This is a genomic window from Actinomycetota bacterium (assembly GCA_035697485.1).
Taxonomy (GTDB): domain Bacteria; phylum Actinomycetota; class UBA4738; order UBA4738; family HRBIN12; genus JAOUEA01.
Window position 1 is genome coordinate 73,329 of the sequence record DASSCU010000015.1, and the last position, 15,360, is coordinate 88,688.

14 protein-coding genes and 1 tRNA gene are annotated in these 15,360 nt (G+C 70.2%); 12 read left to right on the forward strand and 3 right to left on the reverse strand.

Going from position 1 to position 15,360, the window contains the following annotated elements; genetic code table 11:
• Positions 1–52: 52 nt before the first annotated feature.
• Complete coding sequence (locus tag VFI59_03440) at positions 53–1,423, forward strand: adenylate/guanylate cyclase domain-containing protein (GenBank protein ID HET6712743.1); 1,371 nt, start codon at positions 53–55, stop codon at positions 1,421–1,423.
• Positions 1,424–1,793: 370 nt separating this feature from the next.
• Here VFI59_03440 and VFI59_03445 read toward each other — a convergent pair whose 3' ends face one another.
• A complete protein-coding gene (locus VFI59_03445; GenBank protein ID HET6712744.1) occupies positions 1,794–1,964 on the reverse strand; it encodes a hypothetical protein in 171 nt (56 codons plus the stop codon).
• Positions 1,965–2,033: 69 nt separating this feature from the next.
• Here VFI59_03445 and VFI59_03450 point away from each other — a divergent pair, with 69 nt between their 5' ends.
• Together VFI59_03450 and VFI59_03455 are read left to right on the forward strand one after the other, a co-directional pair.
• On the forward strand, positions 2,034–2,390 hold the full coding sequence (locus VFI59_03450) for a response regulator transcription factor (GenBank protein ID HET6712745.1): 357 nt from the start codon (positions 2,034–2,036) through the stop codon (positions 2,388–2,390).
• Between the two features lie 5 nt (positions 2,391–2,395).
• Positions 2,396–3,979 carry an ATP-binding protein gene (locus tag VFI59_03455; protein ID HET6712746.1) on the forward strand — a complete coding sequence of 528 codons (1,584 nt, stop codon included), beginning with the start codon at positions 2,396–2,398 and terminating at the stop codon, positions 3,977–3,979.
• Between the two features lie 105 nt (positions 3,980–4,084).
• On the opposite strand, the gene dctP is transcribed toward VFI59_03455, so the two are convergent.
• Entirely contained in the window at positions 4,085–5,536 is a 1,452-nt protein-coding gene (gene dctP / locus VFI59_03460) for a TRAP transporter substrate-binding protein DctP (GenBank protein ID HET6712747.1), read from the reverse strand.
• Positions 5,537–5,699: 163 nt separating this feature from the next.
• Here dctP and VFI59_03465 point away from each other — a divergent pair, with 163 nt between their 5' ends.
• From VFI59_03465 to VFI59_03475, 3 genes are all read left to right on the forward strand, one after another.
• Positions 5,700–7,418 carry a histidine kinase gene (locus VFI59_03465; GenBank protein ID HET6712748.1) on the forward strand — a complete coding sequence of 573 codons (1,719 nt, stop codon included), beginning with the start codon at positions 5,700–5,702 and terminating at the stop codon, positions 7,416–7,418.
• 17 nt (positions 7,419–7,435) lie between these two features.
• Entirely contained in the window at positions 7,436–8,068 is a 633-nt protein-coding gene (locus VFI59_03470; GenBank protein HET6712749.1) for a response regulator transcription factor, read from the forward strand.
• A 432-nt stretch (positions 8,069–8,500) separates the two neighbouring features.
• Positions 8,501–8,573: transfer RNA gene (locus VFI59_03475), tRNA-Phe, on the forward strand.
• Between the two features lie 25 nt (positions 8,574–8,598).
• Here the strand turns inward: VFI59_03475 and VFI59_03480 are convergent.
• A complete protein-coding gene (locus VFI59_03480) occupies positions 8,599–9,405 on the reverse strand; it encodes a hypothetical protein (GenBank protein HET6712750.1) in 807 nt (268 codons plus the stop codon).
• A gap of 76 nt (positions 9,406–9,481) precedes the next feature.
• Between VFI59_03480 and VFI59_03485 the strand changes: the two genes are divergently transcribed.
• From VFI59_03485 to VFI59_03510, 6 genes are all read left to right on the forward strand, one after another.
• The gene (locus VFI59_03485; GenBank protein HET6712751.1) at positions 9,482–10,546 is read left to right on the forward strand and encodes a thiamine pyrophosphate-dependent dehydrogenase E1 component subunit alpha; all 1,065 of its coding nucleotides are present in this window, start codon (positions 9,482–9,484) and stop codon (positions 10,544–10,546) included.
• A gap of 7 nt (positions 10,547–10,553) precedes the next feature.
• Positions 10,554–11,513 (forward strand): alpha-ketoacid dehydrogenase subunit beta, encoded by a 960-nt coding sequence (locus VFI59_03490; GenBank protein HET6712752.1) that lies wholly within the window; start codon positions 10,554–10,556, stop codon positions 11,511–11,513.
• Positions 11,513–12,589 carry a dihydrolipoamide acetyltransferase family protein gene (locus VFI59_03495; GenBank protein HET6712753.1) on the forward strand — a complete coding sequence of 359 codons (1,077 nt, stop codon included), beginning with the start codon at positions 11,513–11,515 and terminating at the stop codon, positions 12,587–12,589. Before VFI59_03490 ends, VFI59_03495 begins: the two co-directional genes overlap by 1 nt.
• The gene (locus tag VFI59_03500; GenBank protein ID HET6712754.1) at positions 12,586–13,500 is read left to right on the forward strand and encodes a cobalamin-binding protein; all 915 of its coding nucleotides are present in this window, start codon (positions 12,586–12,588) and stop codon (positions 13,498–13,500) included. Before VFI59_03495 ends, VFI59_03500 begins: the two co-directional genes overlap by 4 nt.
• 113 nt (positions 13,501–13,613) lie before the next feature.
• A complete protein-coding gene (locus VFI59_03505) occupies positions 13,614–14,519 on the forward strand; it encodes a DMT family transporter (protein HET6712755.1) in 906 nt (301 codons plus the stop codon).
• The gene (locus tag VFI59_03510) at positions 14,516–15,331 is read left to right on the forward strand and encodes a nucleoside phosphorylase (GenBank protein HET6712756.1); all 816 of its coding nucleotides are present in this window, start codon (positions 14,516–14,518) and stop codon (positions 15,329–15,331) included. The genes VFI59_03505 and VFI59_03510 overlap by 4 nt, the downstream gene beginning before the upstream one ends.
• Positions 15,332–15,360: the final 29 nt, after the last annotated feature.

Consider the following 15,360-nt stretch of genomic DNA (forward strand, 5'->3'; position numbering starts at 1 on the left):
CAACACCTCTCATCGCCTTGCGCCTCGATCCCGGACCCCCGAGGATGCCTTCGTGGGCCCCCACCCCGAGACTCATTACGCCAAGGCCGCCGACGGCGTGAACGTCGCCTATCAGGCGTTCGGCGACGGTCCGGTCGACATCCTGTTCGTGCTGGGTTGGGTGACGCACGTCGAGCGGATGTGGGACCAGCCGCGGATCGTGCGGTTCCTCGAGCGGCTCGCGACGTTCGGTCGGGTGATGGTCTTCGACAAGCGAGGGGTCGGGATGTCCGACCGTGTCCCCGACGACCGGCTCCCCTCGCTCGAGGTGCGGATCGACGACGCCCGGGCCGTGATGGATGCCGTCGGGTCGAACCGCGCGGTCGTGCTCGGTCATTCCGAGGGCGGTCCGATGGCCACCCTGTTCGCGGCGACGCATCCGGAACGCTCGATCGCGTTGGTGTTGTTCGGCACCGCCGCCTGCTGGAACAATGCCCTGGACTACCCGTTCAGGCGTCCGACCCACGAGCACGAGGCGGAGGTGGCCTCGTTCATGGAGCGTCGGGATCGGCTGTGGGGCACCGAAGAGCTTGCCCGTCAGTACCTCGAAGAGGCCTTCGCGCCGTCGTACGGGGACGACACTCAGCTGGTGGCTTGGCTCGCGGACTACATGCGGAACGCCGCGAGTCCCGGCGCGGTGAACGCCTTCTCCCGGATGAATGCCCGCATCGACGTCCGTTCGGCCCTTCCCGCCATCCACGTGCCGACCCTCGTACTGGCACGTAACGACGACCTCGACGTTCCGATGGCGGAGACGAAGTGGATGGCCGAGCAGATCCGGGGTGCCAGGTTCCTGTCCTTCCCCGGTGACGACCACTACATCTTCATCGGGAACCAGGGCGAGCTGCTCGATGAGATCGAGCGGTTCGTGACCGAGGTCCGCGGCGATGAAGCCGACCTCGACCGCCTGCTCGCTACCGTGCTGTTCACCGACATCGTCGACTCGACCGTGACCGCCGCGGAGCTGGGCGACAAGGGTTGGCGAACGCTCGTCGAGCGGCACCACGGGCTGGTCCGCGCGCTGCTCGGCCGGTTCCGCGGCACCGAGGTCGACACCGCCGGGGACGGCTTCTTCGCCACCTTCGACGGTCCGGCGCGGGCCGTGCGCTGCGCGCAGGCGATCGCCCGGGCCGTGCCGGAGCTCGGGATCGAGGTGCGAGCCGGCGTTCACACCGGCGAGGTGGAGTCGATCGCCGGGAAGATCGGCGGGATCGCCGTGAACATCGGGGCGCGCATCGCGTCGCTCGCGCGGTCCTCTGAGGTACTTGTCTCACACACCGTCGAGGGACTCGTTTCCGGATCGGGTCTCGTGTTCGAGGACGCGGGAGTCCATCCACTGAAGGGCGTCCCCGGCGATTGGCAGCTCTATCGCCTCGTACGCTGAGGGTCGCCCCGCCGTTACCGAGTCCCGAGCCACCTCCTGTCGCTACACTTCATCGCGCTGGTGATGACCTCGGGCGATCCCGCCGGTCGTCGACCGGCCCGGGCCAGGTCGGGGCGATAGAAATCCTCGACCTGGCAGGTCAGCGATTTGTCCCGTGCCACCGTGGTAACGGATTCGGCCAGTCTGGTAACGGCGTAGCTACGCAGCGGCCCCACAGACGTCGCGGCGCTACGAAACGCCGCAGATCGCCACGATCTAGGCATCGGCCGCTCCCTCGTCGCCGCCAGAGGTTTCCGCCCAGGCGGCGTCGACGACGATCGCCGCACCCTCATCGAGCGCCTCGACCCTAGGTCACTGAACCCGGCGGCCGTCAAGTCGTCACGGCGACCGCGAGCGACTGGACCGTGGGCAGCTCGTCGCCGGTGACGACGCCGGCGGCGGCGTCGCGCGCGGCGAGGAGCCGTGCGGCGCGCCAGGCCTTCCGTTCCCATCGGTCATGACAGCACGTGACAGCGGTCCGGGCCTCCTCGAGTTTCAACACCGGGCTCGCTCCCGAATTCGAGGGCCACCCCTGATGCAGGCGGAAGTGTCGCGTGCGACGATTTCGCCTGTGACGGCGAGGATCCTGATCGTCGATGACCACGCCGGTTTCCGGTCGTACGCCCGCGCGTTGCTCGTGGCCGAGGGGTTCGACGTCGTGGGTGAGGCGACCGATGGGGCATCGGCGCTCGAGATGGCGCGGTCGCTCGCGCCCGAACTCGTGTTGCTGGATGTGGCGTTGCCCGACATGGACGGCTTCGCCGTCTGCGACGCGCTGCTGGAGGAGAGCGCCGGCTTGGCGGTGGTTCTGACGTCGAGCCGCGACGTCTCCTCCTACCGCCGGAGACTGGAGCGAAGTCGGGCCCACGGGTTCATCCCGAAGGGCGAGCTCTCTGGCCCCGCGCTCGCCGCGTTCGCGGACGGGTAGAGCGCATGCGGCTCCTGCGGCTCGCGCTGCTCCCGGGCGCTGCAGCCCTGGCTTTCGCGGCCGAATGGGTCTCGTACCAGACTGGCGACCTCGCCCTTGTCGTGGCCGACGCCCTCGTCGGCCTCGTGCTCGTCACGTGCGGCGTCGTCGCCTGGGAGCGGCGCGGCGCGAGCCGCGTCGGGCCGCTGATGGCTCTCTCGGGCTACACGTGGTTCGCCGGCAACCTCTGGCCGCAGCTCCTCTACCTGCACCGCGGGCCCCTCGTTCACCTCCATATCTCGTATCCGACGGGCCGTCTCCGGCGGAGGCTCGCGCGGGCAACGGTCGTCGCCGCCTATGTCAACGCGCTGGTCGAGCCCGTCGCGCGGAATGACGTCGTCACGCTGGTGATCGCCGCGCTGGTCGCCGCCGCGGCCCTCGACGGCTTCCTCCGTGCCTCGGGCACCGCCCGGCGGGCCGGCGTTCCCGCTCTTGCGGCGGCGCTCACATTCGCGTCCGTGCTGGCGCTCGGCGCCGTGCAGCGGCTCGCCGGCTGGGACGCCGACCGAGAGGTGCTCTGGGCGTACGACATCGTGATCGCGTGCCTCGCGCTCGTTCTCCTCGTGGATCTCCTCCGCGGGCGGTGGGCCGAGGCCGTGGTCGCCGACCTCGTCGTCGACCTGGGGAAGCGGGCCGACACGCGGACGCTTCGGGACGAGCTCGGGCGCGCGCTCGGCGACCGCTCCCTCGTCCTCGGCTACTGGCTCCCGGAGGAAGATCGCTACGTCGACGATGCAGGTCGTCCAGTCGAGCTGCCGGAACCCGCAGCGGACAGAGCGGTGACGCCGATCGCACACGACGGGGAGCCGGTCGCGTTGCTCGTTCACGACCAGGCGGTGCTCGAGGACCCGGCCCTGGTCGATGCCGTTGCCTCGACCGCGAGCATGGCGGTCTCGAACGCCCGCCTCCAGGCGGAGGTGCGGGCACGCGTGCTCGAGCTCGCTGCCTCACGCCGGCGGATCGTCGAGGCCGCGGACGCCCAGAGGCGTCGCCTCGAGCGGGAGCTGCGCGACGGCGCCGAGCGCCGCCTCGCCCTCGTCGCAGAGCTCATCGAGGTGGCGCGAGCGGGCGCAGACGGTCCGGCCACGGCGATGCTTAGGGATGTCGAGGAGGAGGTGCGAGGTGCCCGCGCAGAGCTCCACGACTTCGCTCAGGGCATCCACCCAAGCACGCTGACCGAGGGAGGCCTGGCCGCCGCGCTCCCGGCGCTCACGATCCGGGCTGGTCTGCCCGTCGAGCTATCGGTGGCGCTCGGTCGGCTGGCTCCGACCGCCGAAGCGGCCGTCTACTTCCTCTGCTCGGAAGCGCTTGCGAACGCGGCGAAGTATGCCGAGGCGACGCGTATGACGATCGACGTTGACGAGTCGGAGGGGTTCGTGCTCGTGACGATCGCAGACGATGGCATCGGCGGCGCGGACGCGAGCCGCGGCTCGGGCCTGCGCGGCCTCGCCGACCGTGTGGAGGCCCTCGGCGGGCAGCTTTCCGTCCGGAGCCCGATCGGCGGCGGCACTCGGCTGGTCGCGACGATCCCGACCGACGAGCATGTGTAAGGAACGGGTCAAGACGCGCCGTAGCTCTCGCCGTCGTGTCGTCCGGACCGGGCCGGCCCCGGTCGAGCAGATCGCCGGGGCCGGCCCGAAGCGTCGGCTGGGTCCTCAGTCGGTCTTCACCCAGGGATGCGACGCGAACGTCACGGCCTCGAGCTTCGCATTGCCTCCACAGCAGTCGACGTCTGCGAACGTGAGCGTGTCGCCCTCCAGCGACCAGCGGGCGGTGATGATGTAGTCCGAGGCGAATTGGATCTCGATCTGGTCGCGGAACACGGTGTAGCTCCCTTGCCCGCCGACTTCGCCGTCCGGCCCGACCAGGGTCAACTCACCGGCATCGAAGATCATCCTGAAGACGCCGGGGACAGCGCCGTCCTCCTCGGAGACCCCTGACGTCAGCCAATCGGCCTTCGTCATCTTCTGCCAGTCGGCTTCCGTCAGCGTCGTCTCGTAGGTGCCGTCCGGGATCGGCGGCGCCGTGGTCGGAGGCTCGGTCTCCGTGCAGACAGGTGCCTCCGCCGAAGCTGCGATCTGCGTCTTGAGGTCGGTGATGGCCTCGATGTTGGACTTGGTCTCCGGGTCGGCCGTGAGCTCTGCGTACACGGGCTCGAGGGCGCCGCGAAGTGCACCGAGATCGCTCTCGGAGGCGACGGCGAAGGTCACGCCGCGACGGCAGAGCTGGAGCGTCGCCTCTTCGTCTTCCGCGCGCGCCGCGGCGAGCGCGCCCGGAACCGCGGCGGCGGCCGCCTCACGAAGGAGGGCTTGCTGGTTCGGAGCGAGCGAGTCTGAGACCTCTTTGCCCACGAAGATCACGAGCGGCCGGGGCCAGAGGTTCACGTTGGCACCGACATACTTCGCGCTCTTGTTGTACCGGTTGCCCCAGATCGCTCCGAGGTGCTGCTCTGTCGCGTCGAGACCCTTGAGAGAGCCGCCGGCGGGAAGCGCCTCGAGCGTGGCGCCAAGAGCCTGGATCGTCTGAACGGAGAGCTCGTTCTCCGCTCCTCCGATGACCTCGCCCTCGAAGTCCGACGGCTCGAGGAACGGATGGCTGACCCCGAGCAGCTTCCGCATCTGCCCGGGAAGGACGCCGATCCCGACCACTCCGAGCTCCTCGACGCCGTCCAGCATGCTCGTGGGGATCCCGCTCTCGAACACCTTCTCCTGAAGGTCGTAGCTGTCGACGAGGAGCGGGGCAAGGAGGGCCTGAAAGCTCGTCACGTCGAGGGTGTCGAAGACACGCGCCCCGACCCAGGCCATGTCGACTTTGCCGGCTTCGACGTCCTCGATCGTCCCTCGCTCCGCGTTCGGATCACCCGCTCGCCACCCCGGCTCGAACTCGATCCGCATCGTCCCGTCCGACCGCGTCGCGACCTCCTCGGCGAAGACCTGGAGTGGCGGCTGGATGTCATCGGTGAAGCTGGCGAGCTTGAGTACGATCGGCTCTTGCTCTTCAACACCGCCGGCCTTGTCGCTGCCCGAGGCGGTGCAGGCAGCCAGAGCGATCGCCGACGCTGCGAGCACCGCGCCAACCGCACATCTTGTGATTCGGCTCATCTGCATCGTGGTGCACCTCCTCTCGTCGGTGCCACGACGCTAGGACCGGAACGCTTTGCGCGCATCGGGGCGCCCCCTCGAATGCCCGTGATCCAGCATGGGGATACCCCTCGTGCTGCGCAAGGCCAGCACCGGAGGCCTCGCTCGGCCGGTGTGCGACGATTGACACATGCGGCTTCGGCTCGTGCTCTGGGCGGCCGGCCTGGCCCTCGGTGTCTTCTCGCTCCTGATCGCGCGCGCCGATCCGGCGTTCTCGTTCGCCGGGACGTCGTTCGGTGGTGCAGTCGCCCTGCTCGGCGCCGGTTGGGCACTGCTGACCTGCGCGCTCGCGCATTGGGGCAGGCGTCCCGGGAACGCCGTCGGCCCGCTGCTCGTCGCAGCGAGCTGCGCCTGGTTCCTCGCCGAGTGGGACAACCCTGGTGTCGGCTCACCCGCCGTCTTCACGGTCGGCCTGGTCTTCTACGCGGCCTGTGCGCCCCTCGTAGGCTGGGCGACGCTCGCCTACCCCAGCGGCCGGTTGAGTTCGTGGGCGGAGCGCGTCGCGGTCAGCGTGGCGTTGGCGGGGGCTTTGATCGTGGTCGGGCTGCTTCCGGCGCTCTTCTTCGATCCGGCGACCCGGGGTTGCGTCCTGTGTCCGGACAATCTCGTGCTCGTAAGCGACGAGTCGGGACTCTTCGACGATCTGAATCGTGTGGGAGTGCATCTCGGGCTTGCCTGGTCACTCCTTCTCGTCGCGGTGGCAGGCTGGAGGGTCGCACGCTCGAGTCCCGCGAGACGCCGCGTCGTCGCTCCGATCGTCCTCGCCGGAGGCATCTACCTGGCCCTTGTCGCATCTAGCTTCGGCGCGAGCCTCGATCGCGGCTTCCTCGGGAGCAGCACGTTCGATCAACGACTCTGGCTCGCGCAGGCAGCCGCCCTCGTGGCACTCGCGCTTACCGTCGCCTGGGGATTGCTGCGGACTCGCCGCATGCGCTCGTCGCTCGCCCGGCTCGTCGTCGAGCTCGGCGAGCCTGCTCCCGCGGGGGGTCTGCGCGACGGGCTCGCCCGAACGCTTGCGGATCCCGAGCTCGAGATCGTCTATCCGGTGGGCGAAGGGCACTACGCGGACGCGGGAGGGCGCACGGTCGACCTCGCCCGGGTGGAGGGTCGTGTCGCGACGCCGCTCGTTCGCGACGGTCGACCCGTGGCCGTTCTCGTACACCGGGCCGGCCTTCTCGACGATCCAGAGCTCGTCGAAGAAGTCACGTCGGCGGCCCGCCTCGCGCTCGAGAATGAGCGTCTCCAGGCCGAAGTGCACGCGCAGCTCGAGGATCTGCGCTCCTCGCGCGCCCGCATCATCGAAGCGGGCGATGCCGAGCGCCGCCGACTCGAGCGCGACCTCCACGACGGCGCTCAGCAGCGTCTCGTCGGGCTCTCACTCGCGCTCCGCCTTCTGCGAGCGCAGCTCGGGATCGATCGGGATCAGAGACTCGCGCGGCGCCTCGATGAGGCCGGCGTCGAGCTCGCTCGAGCGGTCGCCGAGCTCCGCGAGCTCGCGCACGGGATCCACCCGGTTGTCCTCAGCGACGAGGGACTCGCCGCCGCGGTCGAGGCCCTCGCCGAAGCGACGCCGGCGCCCCTTCGCATCGGGGCATTGCCGCAGGAGCGGTTTCCTGCGGTCGTCGAGACAGCCGCTTACCTGGTCGTCGCGGAAGCGACAAAGGCGGGGGCCGCCCGCGTGAGCGCGATCAGGCGCGACGGAGCGCTCCTCGTCGAAGTCGAGACCGGAGCCGAGCCCCAGGGGCTCGTCGACTTGGAGGATCGCGTCGGTGCCCTGGACGGAAGGGTCGCGGTCGAGCGCGCGTCCGGCGGCGGGGTCAGGATCCGCGCCGAGATCCCATGCGAGTAGTCGTCGCCGACGATTCGATGCTCCTCCGCGAGGGCCTAGCGCGCCTCCTCGCAGATGCCGGCTTCGACGTGGTAGGTACAGCCGAGAATGCGTCCGAGCTCATGCGGCGGGTCGAGCTGACGCGCCCAGACGTCGCGATCATCGACATCAAGATGCCGCCTACGCACACGGACGAGGGGATAGCCGCGGGGAAGGAGATCCGCCGAGACCATCCGACGATCGGGGTGCTCGTCCTCTCTCAGTACCTCGAATCGCGCTACGCGATGCAGCTACTCGAGGAGGCACCCGAGCGCGTCGGGTACCTGCTCAAGGAACGCCTCTCGGACATCGCTGTACTCGCCGATGCGCTCAAGCGGATCGGCGAGGGGGAGTGCGTCATCGACCCGACGATCGTCTCGCGGCTCGTACACCGCGCGCGGGAACAGGGCCCCCTCGACGAGCTGACGGAGCGCGAGCGCGAGGTGCTGGGGCTCATGGCCGAGGGGCGTTCGAACGGAGCGATCTGCCAGACGCTGTTCCTGAGTCCAAAGACGGTCGAGGCGAACGTGCGGCAGATCTTCCGGAAGCTCGGGTTGCAGCAGTCGCCCGACGACCACCGCCGCGTGCTGGCGGTGCTCACCTACCTGCGCGCAGGCTCCCCACCGACGTGAGCACATCTCGCCAGGCCGACGGCGATAGTCCTGAGCACGTTGCTTGACCTGGGCGTTGCAGCTCCGGGGGTGGGACTCGCCTCTACGGCCGCCGGAACGACGCGGAATCGCTCAACCGTTTCCTTGGAGGACACTCTGTTCCTCGGCAGGGCACACAGCCTCGGATGGCGCCGTCAGCAGGTCGAGATGCTCGGCTGGGCCGTTGATGGTCGACGCCCTCACGATGGCCCGCCACAGAGCGGCAGAGGGCCTCGAAGCGGCCGCCTGTCGGACTCCCCTTCCGGCACCACCCGGCAAGAAGATCAAGACTGCCTCGGGGGAGCCCACGAGGCCGATCGGGCGTTGCCGAGCCCGGACCCACCTCCACTCGCTACACTTCAACGCGCTGGTGATGACCTCGGCGGCGATTCCTGCCAGGTTTCTACCGGCCCGGGCCAGGTAGCTCAGTTGGCAGAGCACGCGGCTGAAAACCGCGGTGTCGGCAGTTCGATTCTGCCCCTGGCCACTCGGATACGGCCCCGTTGCCGGGCCTAATTCAGGATCTCGCGACTGCGCACCTCGGCCCACCTGCTGAGCACGCCCTGGTACACGTCGGCGGCCTTGGGGAACTCCCCCGCTTCCAGGGCCTGCAGCGCGTCGTGGATCTCTCGGGCGGAGTGGTCGTCGTCGAGCTCGTCCCACCGCTGGAAGTCGCACAACGACGCGTAGTCGAGCTCGAGCACCGACGCCGGATCGAACTGCACCATCCATTGGTGTAGGTCGAGGATCAGGTCGCCGATCGGGCCGAGGTCGCTGCGGCGGAGCGGTCCGATCGCCTGTTCCGCCCGGCGGATCGCACGTCGCGTCGTCGTCCGGTAACGCAGGCGCCAACGGCCGTGCGGGTCCTCGATCAGCTCTCGTTCCTCGTCACGGAAGAGCACGAACCAGCGGATCGGCACGTGCCACGGACTCTGATGGCAGAACGCCACCGCCGCGGGGTCGCGCCGGCGCAGCCGTGCCAGATCCTTCGCGGCTCGCCTCCCGTCCTTCTTCGGCACGAACTGCTCCCAGAGCTCGATCGCCTGGGATTCGCGGAACGAGACCATGGCGGCCAGCACCCGCATGCGCATGCGCCGCGGGCTGATCAACGTGCGCCCGTCGACGTGCAGCACCTCGGCGGTGTCGGCCTCGGCCGGGGCCAGTACCCCGAGCTTGCCGACCGTGTGGTGATCGGCGTAGCGAGGGCGCGGGGACATCGTCTCGGGGCCGTGCAGCAGGAAGCGTTCCCAATGCAGCTGCTCGCTCCGCTCGAACGCGTCGAGCGGCTGGTACACACGGAGGAACGCGCTGGGCACCATGGGCATCCGAGTCTACGAGCTGTCGGCTTCCCCTATGCTCTCGGCGTTCGATGAGCAAAGCTCGAGGGGGATCCGCGTGGCGTCCGAACCAGATCATTGGCGCGGCACGGAACCCCTCCGCGTGCTCGCCCCCGACGGCACGGCCGTGGGCGACATCGACGTGGGCCTCGCGCCCGACGAGCTCCGCGCGATGCTGCGCTGGATGCTGCTCGCCCGGCGCCTGGACCGGGAGTGCATCGCCCTGCAGCGTCAGGGCGAGCTGACCGTCTACCCGGGCTTCGAGGGCCAGGAAGCCGCCCAGATCGGCAGCGCGACGGCGCTCGGGCCTGAGGACTTCGTCTTCCCGACCTTCCGCGAGCTCGCGGCGGCGCTCGTGCGGGGCGTCGATCCGGTGCAGTACCTGGCCTACCACCGGGGCACCTGGCACGGGGGGCCGTACGACCCTCGCGCCACCCGGTTCGGTCCGATCTGCATCCCCGTCGCCACCCAGATCGTGCACGCCGTCGGTTACGCGATGGGCCTCGCGCTCGACGGCACGCGGGCGTGCTCGCTCGCCTACTTCGGCGACGGGAGCACGAGCGAGGGCGACTTCCACGAGGCCGCGAACCTCGCGGGCGTGTTCTCCGCCCCGGCGATCCTGTTCTGCCAGAACAACGGCTGGGCGATCAGCGTGCCGACCGAACGCCAAACCGCGGGAGAGATCTTCAGACGCGCCGAGGGCTACGGCTTCCCGGGGATCCGGGTCGACGGCAACGACGTGCTCGCCGTCTACCGGACAACGCGCGAGGCGGCGGCCCGCGCGTATGCAGGCGATGGGCCGACCCTGATCGAAGCTCTGACGTACCGCATCGGCGCGCACTCGACCGCCGACGACCCAGGCAGGTACCGAGTCGAGGACGAGGTCGCGGCCGCCCGTGCCTTCGACCCGATCGTGCGCTTCCGATCGTGGCTCGAGAGCGTGGGGCATATCGACGGCGGCGTGCTTGCGGATTGGGAGGGCGAGATCGAGTCCGAGGTGCTCGCGATCAGGGACGGGGTCATCGCCCAGCCGGCACCGCCGGTGGAGTGGATGTTCGACCACACCTACGCCGACCCGCCCGCGGCGATCGCCGAACAGCGCGCCGAGGTGCTCGGTGGCTGAGGTCACGATGGTGGGGGCCCTGAACGCGGCCCTGCGGGACGCACTCCGCGAGGACGACCGGGTGCTGGTCTTCGGCGAGGACGTGGGGCGCTCGGGCGGGGTCTTCCGCGTGACCGACGGGCTGCAGGCCGAGTTCGGAGACCGACGGGTGTTCGACACCCCGATCAGCGAGGCGGGCATCGCCGGGGCCGCGGTGGGGCTCGCCTTCGGCGGGTGGCGCAGCGTCGTCGAGATGCAGTTCGACGCATTCTCCTATCCGGCGCTCGAGCAGATCGTGGACCACGTCGCGAAGATGCGCGAGCGCACCCGGGGCCGCATCGACATGCCGATCACGATCCGGATGCCGGCGTTCGGGGGGATCAAGGGCAAGGAGCACCACGGAGAGAGCCCCGAGACGTTCTACGTGCACACGGCCGGACTGAAGGTGGTCGCGCCGTCCAACCCCGGCGACGCGTACCGCCTGCTGCGGCTCGCGATCGCCGACCCCGACCCCGTGATCGTGCTGGAGCCGAAGGCACGCTACTGGGCCAGGCAAGATGCCGATCTCACGACCGGCGGCTTCGGGATCGGCGAGGGCGCGCTCGTTCGCGACGGCGACGCGGCGACCGTGTTCACCTACGGCGCCATGGTGGCCCGATGCCTCGACGCGGCGTCGGTGCTCGCGGACGAGGGGCTCGAGACTCGCGTCGTCGATCTGCGATCGCTCTCCCCGCTCGATACGCCGCTGATCGCCCGGTGCGTGCGCGAGACCGGTCGCGCGGTCGTCGTGCACGAAGCGCCCAAGACGCTCGGCCTGGGCGCCGAAGTGACCGCGCGCATCGTCGAGGAGGCGTTCGAATTCCTGGAAGCCCCCGTGCGACGCGTGACCGGCTACGACGTGCCGTACCCGCCCGCGGCGCTCGAACATCGCTACCTGCCGAGCGTCGAGCGCATCGCCGATGCCGTGCGCGAGGTGGTGGCGTACTGATGGCCCCGACCGAGCGGGTGTTCGCGATGCCGGACCTCGGTGAGGGCCTCGAGGAGGGCGAGATCGTCCAATGGCTCGTCGCCGAAGGTGACCCCGTCGAGCTGAACCAGCCGTTGGTGGAGGTCGAGACGGCGAAGGCCACGGTCGAGATCCCCTCGCCGTTCGCGGGGGTCGTCGCGTCGTTGCACGGTGCGGTCGGGTCCAGCGTTCCCGTCGGCGCGCCGTTGGTGACGTTCGGCGACGCCGGGAAGGCGGGCGGCGACGAGCCGACGGTGCCCCCGGGTGGCGCCGCGAGAACCACGCCCCCGGTGAGAAAGCTCGCGAAGGAACTGGGGGTCGATCTCGCCGCGGTCGTCGGGTCGGGCGCCGACGGACGCATCATGGCCGACGACGTTCGGGCGGTGGCGGCCGCGCCGGACATCGCGCCGACGGTTCCCTCGCGATCGGTCATCGCGAGCAACATGGAGCGCCAGGCGGCGATCCCGCAGGTCACGACGTTCCGGACGCTCGACTGCGCGGCGCTGGATGCCTTCCGGGCGGAACTCGGGATGTCCCCGCTGCCCGTCGTGGTGGCCGCGCTATGTCGCACGATCGCCGCCCACCCCACGCTGAACTCGGCGTGGGGTGACGGGGGCGTGGTCGATCGCGAGGGCATCGACGTGGGCATGGCTGCCGACACCGAGCGGGGGCTGGTCGTGCCCGTGATGCACGACGCGCACGCGCTCGGTCTGACCGCGATCGCCGGCGAGATCAAGCGGCTCGCGATGGCGGCTCGCGAGGGTTCCCTCACCCCCGCGGAGCTCACCGGAGCGACGATCGCCGTGAGCAACACGGGGAGCTACGGCAGCGAGGCGGGGACGCCGATCCTGTCACCGGGCACGAGCGTGACGCTCGCGATCGGGGTGATCGCGCCGCGCGCGCTCGTCCTCAGCGGCGAGATCGTCGCACGTCCCGCCTGCACGCTGAGCTGCACGTTCGACCATCGCGTGCTCGACGGGGCGACCGTCGGCCGCGCCCTCACCCACCTGGTCGACCTGCTCACGTCGACCGAGCGACTGGGAGACTTGCCGCGATGAAGATCGTGTCCCTGCTGCCGTCGGCCACCGAGATCGTCTACGCCCTCGGTCTCGGCGACGACCTGATCGGCGTGACCGACGAGTGCGACTTCCCCGCCGACGCCGTGACGAAGCCCGTCGTCTCCCGCAGCGCGCTCCCGCAGGGCCGCCCGCTCACGTCGCGCGAGATCGACGCCGCGGTGCGCGAGCGCATGGACGATCGCCGTCCGCTGTACGTGCTCGACACCGACCTGATCCGCCGCGAGCAGCCCGACGTGATCCTCACCCAGGATCTCTGCCGCGTCTGCGCGGTGCCGGCCGGTCACGTCGAGGAGGCGCTCGGGATGCTCGGGCTCACCGACGCGACAGAGGTGGTCGCGCTCGATCCGCACACGCTCGACGACGTGATCGCCCAGATCGAGGTCGTGGGCGGTCGGCTCGGGGCCGGCGAGCGCGGAGCCGAGCTCGCTGCGGGGCTCCGGGGGCGCGTCGCCGCGGTCAAGCAAACCGCGATCAGACTGCCGACCGTGAGCGTCTTCTGCATGGAGTGGGCGGAGCCCCCGTTCGCCGCCGGGCACTGGGTCCCCGAGATGGTCGAGGCGGTCGGGGCGACGAACCTGCTCGGTGCGAAGGGCGAGCCGTCCCGTACCGTGACCCATCGCGAGATCCGCGACGCCTACCCCGAGGTGCTCGTCTACATGCCCTGCGGCTACTACCTCGAGGAAGCCGAGGCCGAGGGCGAGCAAGTGATCGCGCACCCCGAGATCGCCGACACGCCGGCCGTGCGCAACGGCAACGCGTTCGCGGTCGATGCGACGTCGTTCTTCTCACGCCCGGGCCCGCGCATCGTCGATGGGCTCGAGATCCTGGCGTGGGCCGTGCATCCAGAGACCTACCCCGAGCCACCCCCCGGCTCGATCACGCGTCTGTAGTGGGAACACGGCCCGACCGGCACGACGTTGTGACGGGAACCGTCGTGCGACCTGGGGTTTCACGAGCCCGGCGCCCACGACGTCGTTCGACACATGGCCGGGGAGAAAGGCGCATGAGCCGAGGGGTGCTGTCCACCAGCGTTGGGACCCACCGGGGAACGTTCACCCCCCTCGATTGGGGTCTCTTCGCGTCGATCGGCGGGATCTGGGGCTCGTCGTTCCTGTTCATCGCGATCGGCCTCGACGCGTTCGAGCCGGGGCTCATCACGTGGCTCCGGGTGCTGTTCGGAGCCGCCACGCTCTGGCTGGTGCCCGCATCCCGAACGCCCATCGCGCGCGAGGATCGAGCCCGCATCATCGCGCTCTCCTTCCTCTGGGTGGGTGTGCCGTTCACCCTGTTCCCATTGGCCCAGCAGTGGATCAGCTCGGGACTCACTGGTCTGCTGAACGGCTCCCTGCCGATCTTCGCGACGACGATCGGGGCGCTGATGCTCCACCGGCTGCCTGGGCGTGCGCAGACGACCGGGCTGATCGTGGGGTTCGCCGGCGTGGCAGCCATCGCCGCACCCTCGCTCGCCGAGGGTTCCAACGAGGCCCTCGGCGTCGTGCTCGTGCTGGTCGCGGTGGGGTGCTACGGGGTGGCCATCAACATCGCCGCGCCGCTCACCCAACGCTACGGCTCGCTGCCGGTCATGAACCGCATGCTCGCCCTCGCCGTGTTGTGGACCGCGCCGCTCGGGATCGCCGGGCTCACGGGCTCGTCGTTCGCATGGGGACCCCTCGCGGCGATCGCCGCGCTCGGGTCGCTCGGCACGGGGCTCGCCTTCGTGCTGATGGGCAGGCTGGTCTCCCGGGTCGGCTCTTCGCGAGCGTCGTTCGCGACCTACCTGATCCCGGTCGTCGCGCTGGTGCTCGGGGCGGTCTTCCTCGACGAGACCGTGCAGGCGCTCTCGATCGTGGGCATCGGACTCGTGATCGCCGGTGCCCTGCTCGCATCGAGGAAGGAGCGCGTCGCGTGAACGACGCCGACCCAACCGGCGACGCCGCGCCGATCCTCGAGTTCGACCCCTCCCCGACCGCGGTGATCGAACCCGCCGAGGTGGTCGAGCCGATGTCGATCGCCCCCCATGCCGTGTTCTGCTTCTTCCAGGACGTGATCGCCGACGTCGTGGAGCGGCATAACGGTCGGATCGTGGACCACGTCGTGAGCGAGATCGGCCGCAACCCGGTCTACGAGATCGACCACGGCGGGCGCCGGCTCGTGGTGATGCATCCGGGCGTCGGGGCGCCGCTCGCTGCCGGCTTCCTTGAGGAGCTGATCGCGCGCGGCTGCCGCGCGTTCGTCGCGTGCGGGGGCGCCGGCGTGCTCGTGCCCGACGTGGCGCTCGGCCATGTGATCGTGCCGACGTCGGCCGTTCGCGACGAGGGCACCTCGTACCACTACCTGCCCGCGTCGCGCACGGTCGAGCCGTCGCCGGCGGCCGTCGACGCGATCGTCGGGACCGCGGAACGCCATGGGGTGCCGCACGTGACCGGCGCGACCTGGACCACCGACGCGCTCTACCGGGAGACGCGGGGCAAGGTCGACGCACGCGTGAACGAGGGGTGCCTCACCGTCGAGATGGAGGCCGCGGCCTTCTTCGCGGTCGCGGCGTTCCGCGGCGTCACGTTCGGGCAGGTGCTCTACGCGGGCGACGACCTGTCCGGTGACGCGTGGGATCAGCGAGGCTGGGACGAGCACTCGACCGGGCGCGAGACGCTGTTCCGCATCGCCGCAGAGGCCGCGCTGTCCCTGCCTCCCGACCCACTGCCGGCCGCCGCCGGAGGCTGACGTCCGCCTCGTCCGATATCCTGCGCGAC

Coding starts and splice junctions, on each gene's coding strand:
- VFI59_03480 (HET6712750.1), bottom strand. CDS start 9,405: ATGGTGCCCAGCGCGTTCCTCCGTGTGTACCAGCCGCTCGACGCGTTC.
- VFI59_03495 (HET6712753.1), top strand. CDS start 11,513: ATGGCCCCGACCGAGCGGGTGTTCGCGATGCCGGACCTCGGTGAGGGC.
- VFI59_03470 (HET6712749.1), top strand. CDS start 7,436: ATGCTCCTCCGCGAGGGCCTAGCGCGCCTCCTCGCAGATGCCGGCTTC.
- VFI59_03490 (HET6712752.1), top strand. CDS start 10,554: ATGGTGGGGGCCCTGAACGCGGCCCTGCGGGACGCACTCCGCGAGGAC.
- VFI59_03465 (HET6712748.1), top strand. CDS start 5,700: ATGCGGCTTCGGCTCGTGCTCTGGGCGGCCGGCCTGGCCCTCGGTGTC.
- VFI59_03505 (HET6712755.1), top strand. CDS start 13,614: ATGAGCCGAGGGGTGCTGTCCACCAGCGTTGGGACCCACCGGGGAACG.
- VFI59_03500 (HET6712754.1), top strand. CDS start 12,586: ATGAAGATCGTGTCCCTGCTGCCGTCGGCCACCGAGATCGTCTACGCC.
- dctP (HET6712747.1), bottom strand. CDS start 5,536: ATGCAGATGAGCCGAATCACAAGATGTGCGGTTGGCGCGGTGCTCGCA.
- VFI59_03455 (HET6712746.1), top strand. CDS start 2,396: ATGCGGCTCCTGCGGCTCGCGCTGCTCCCGGGCGCTGCAGCCCTGGCT.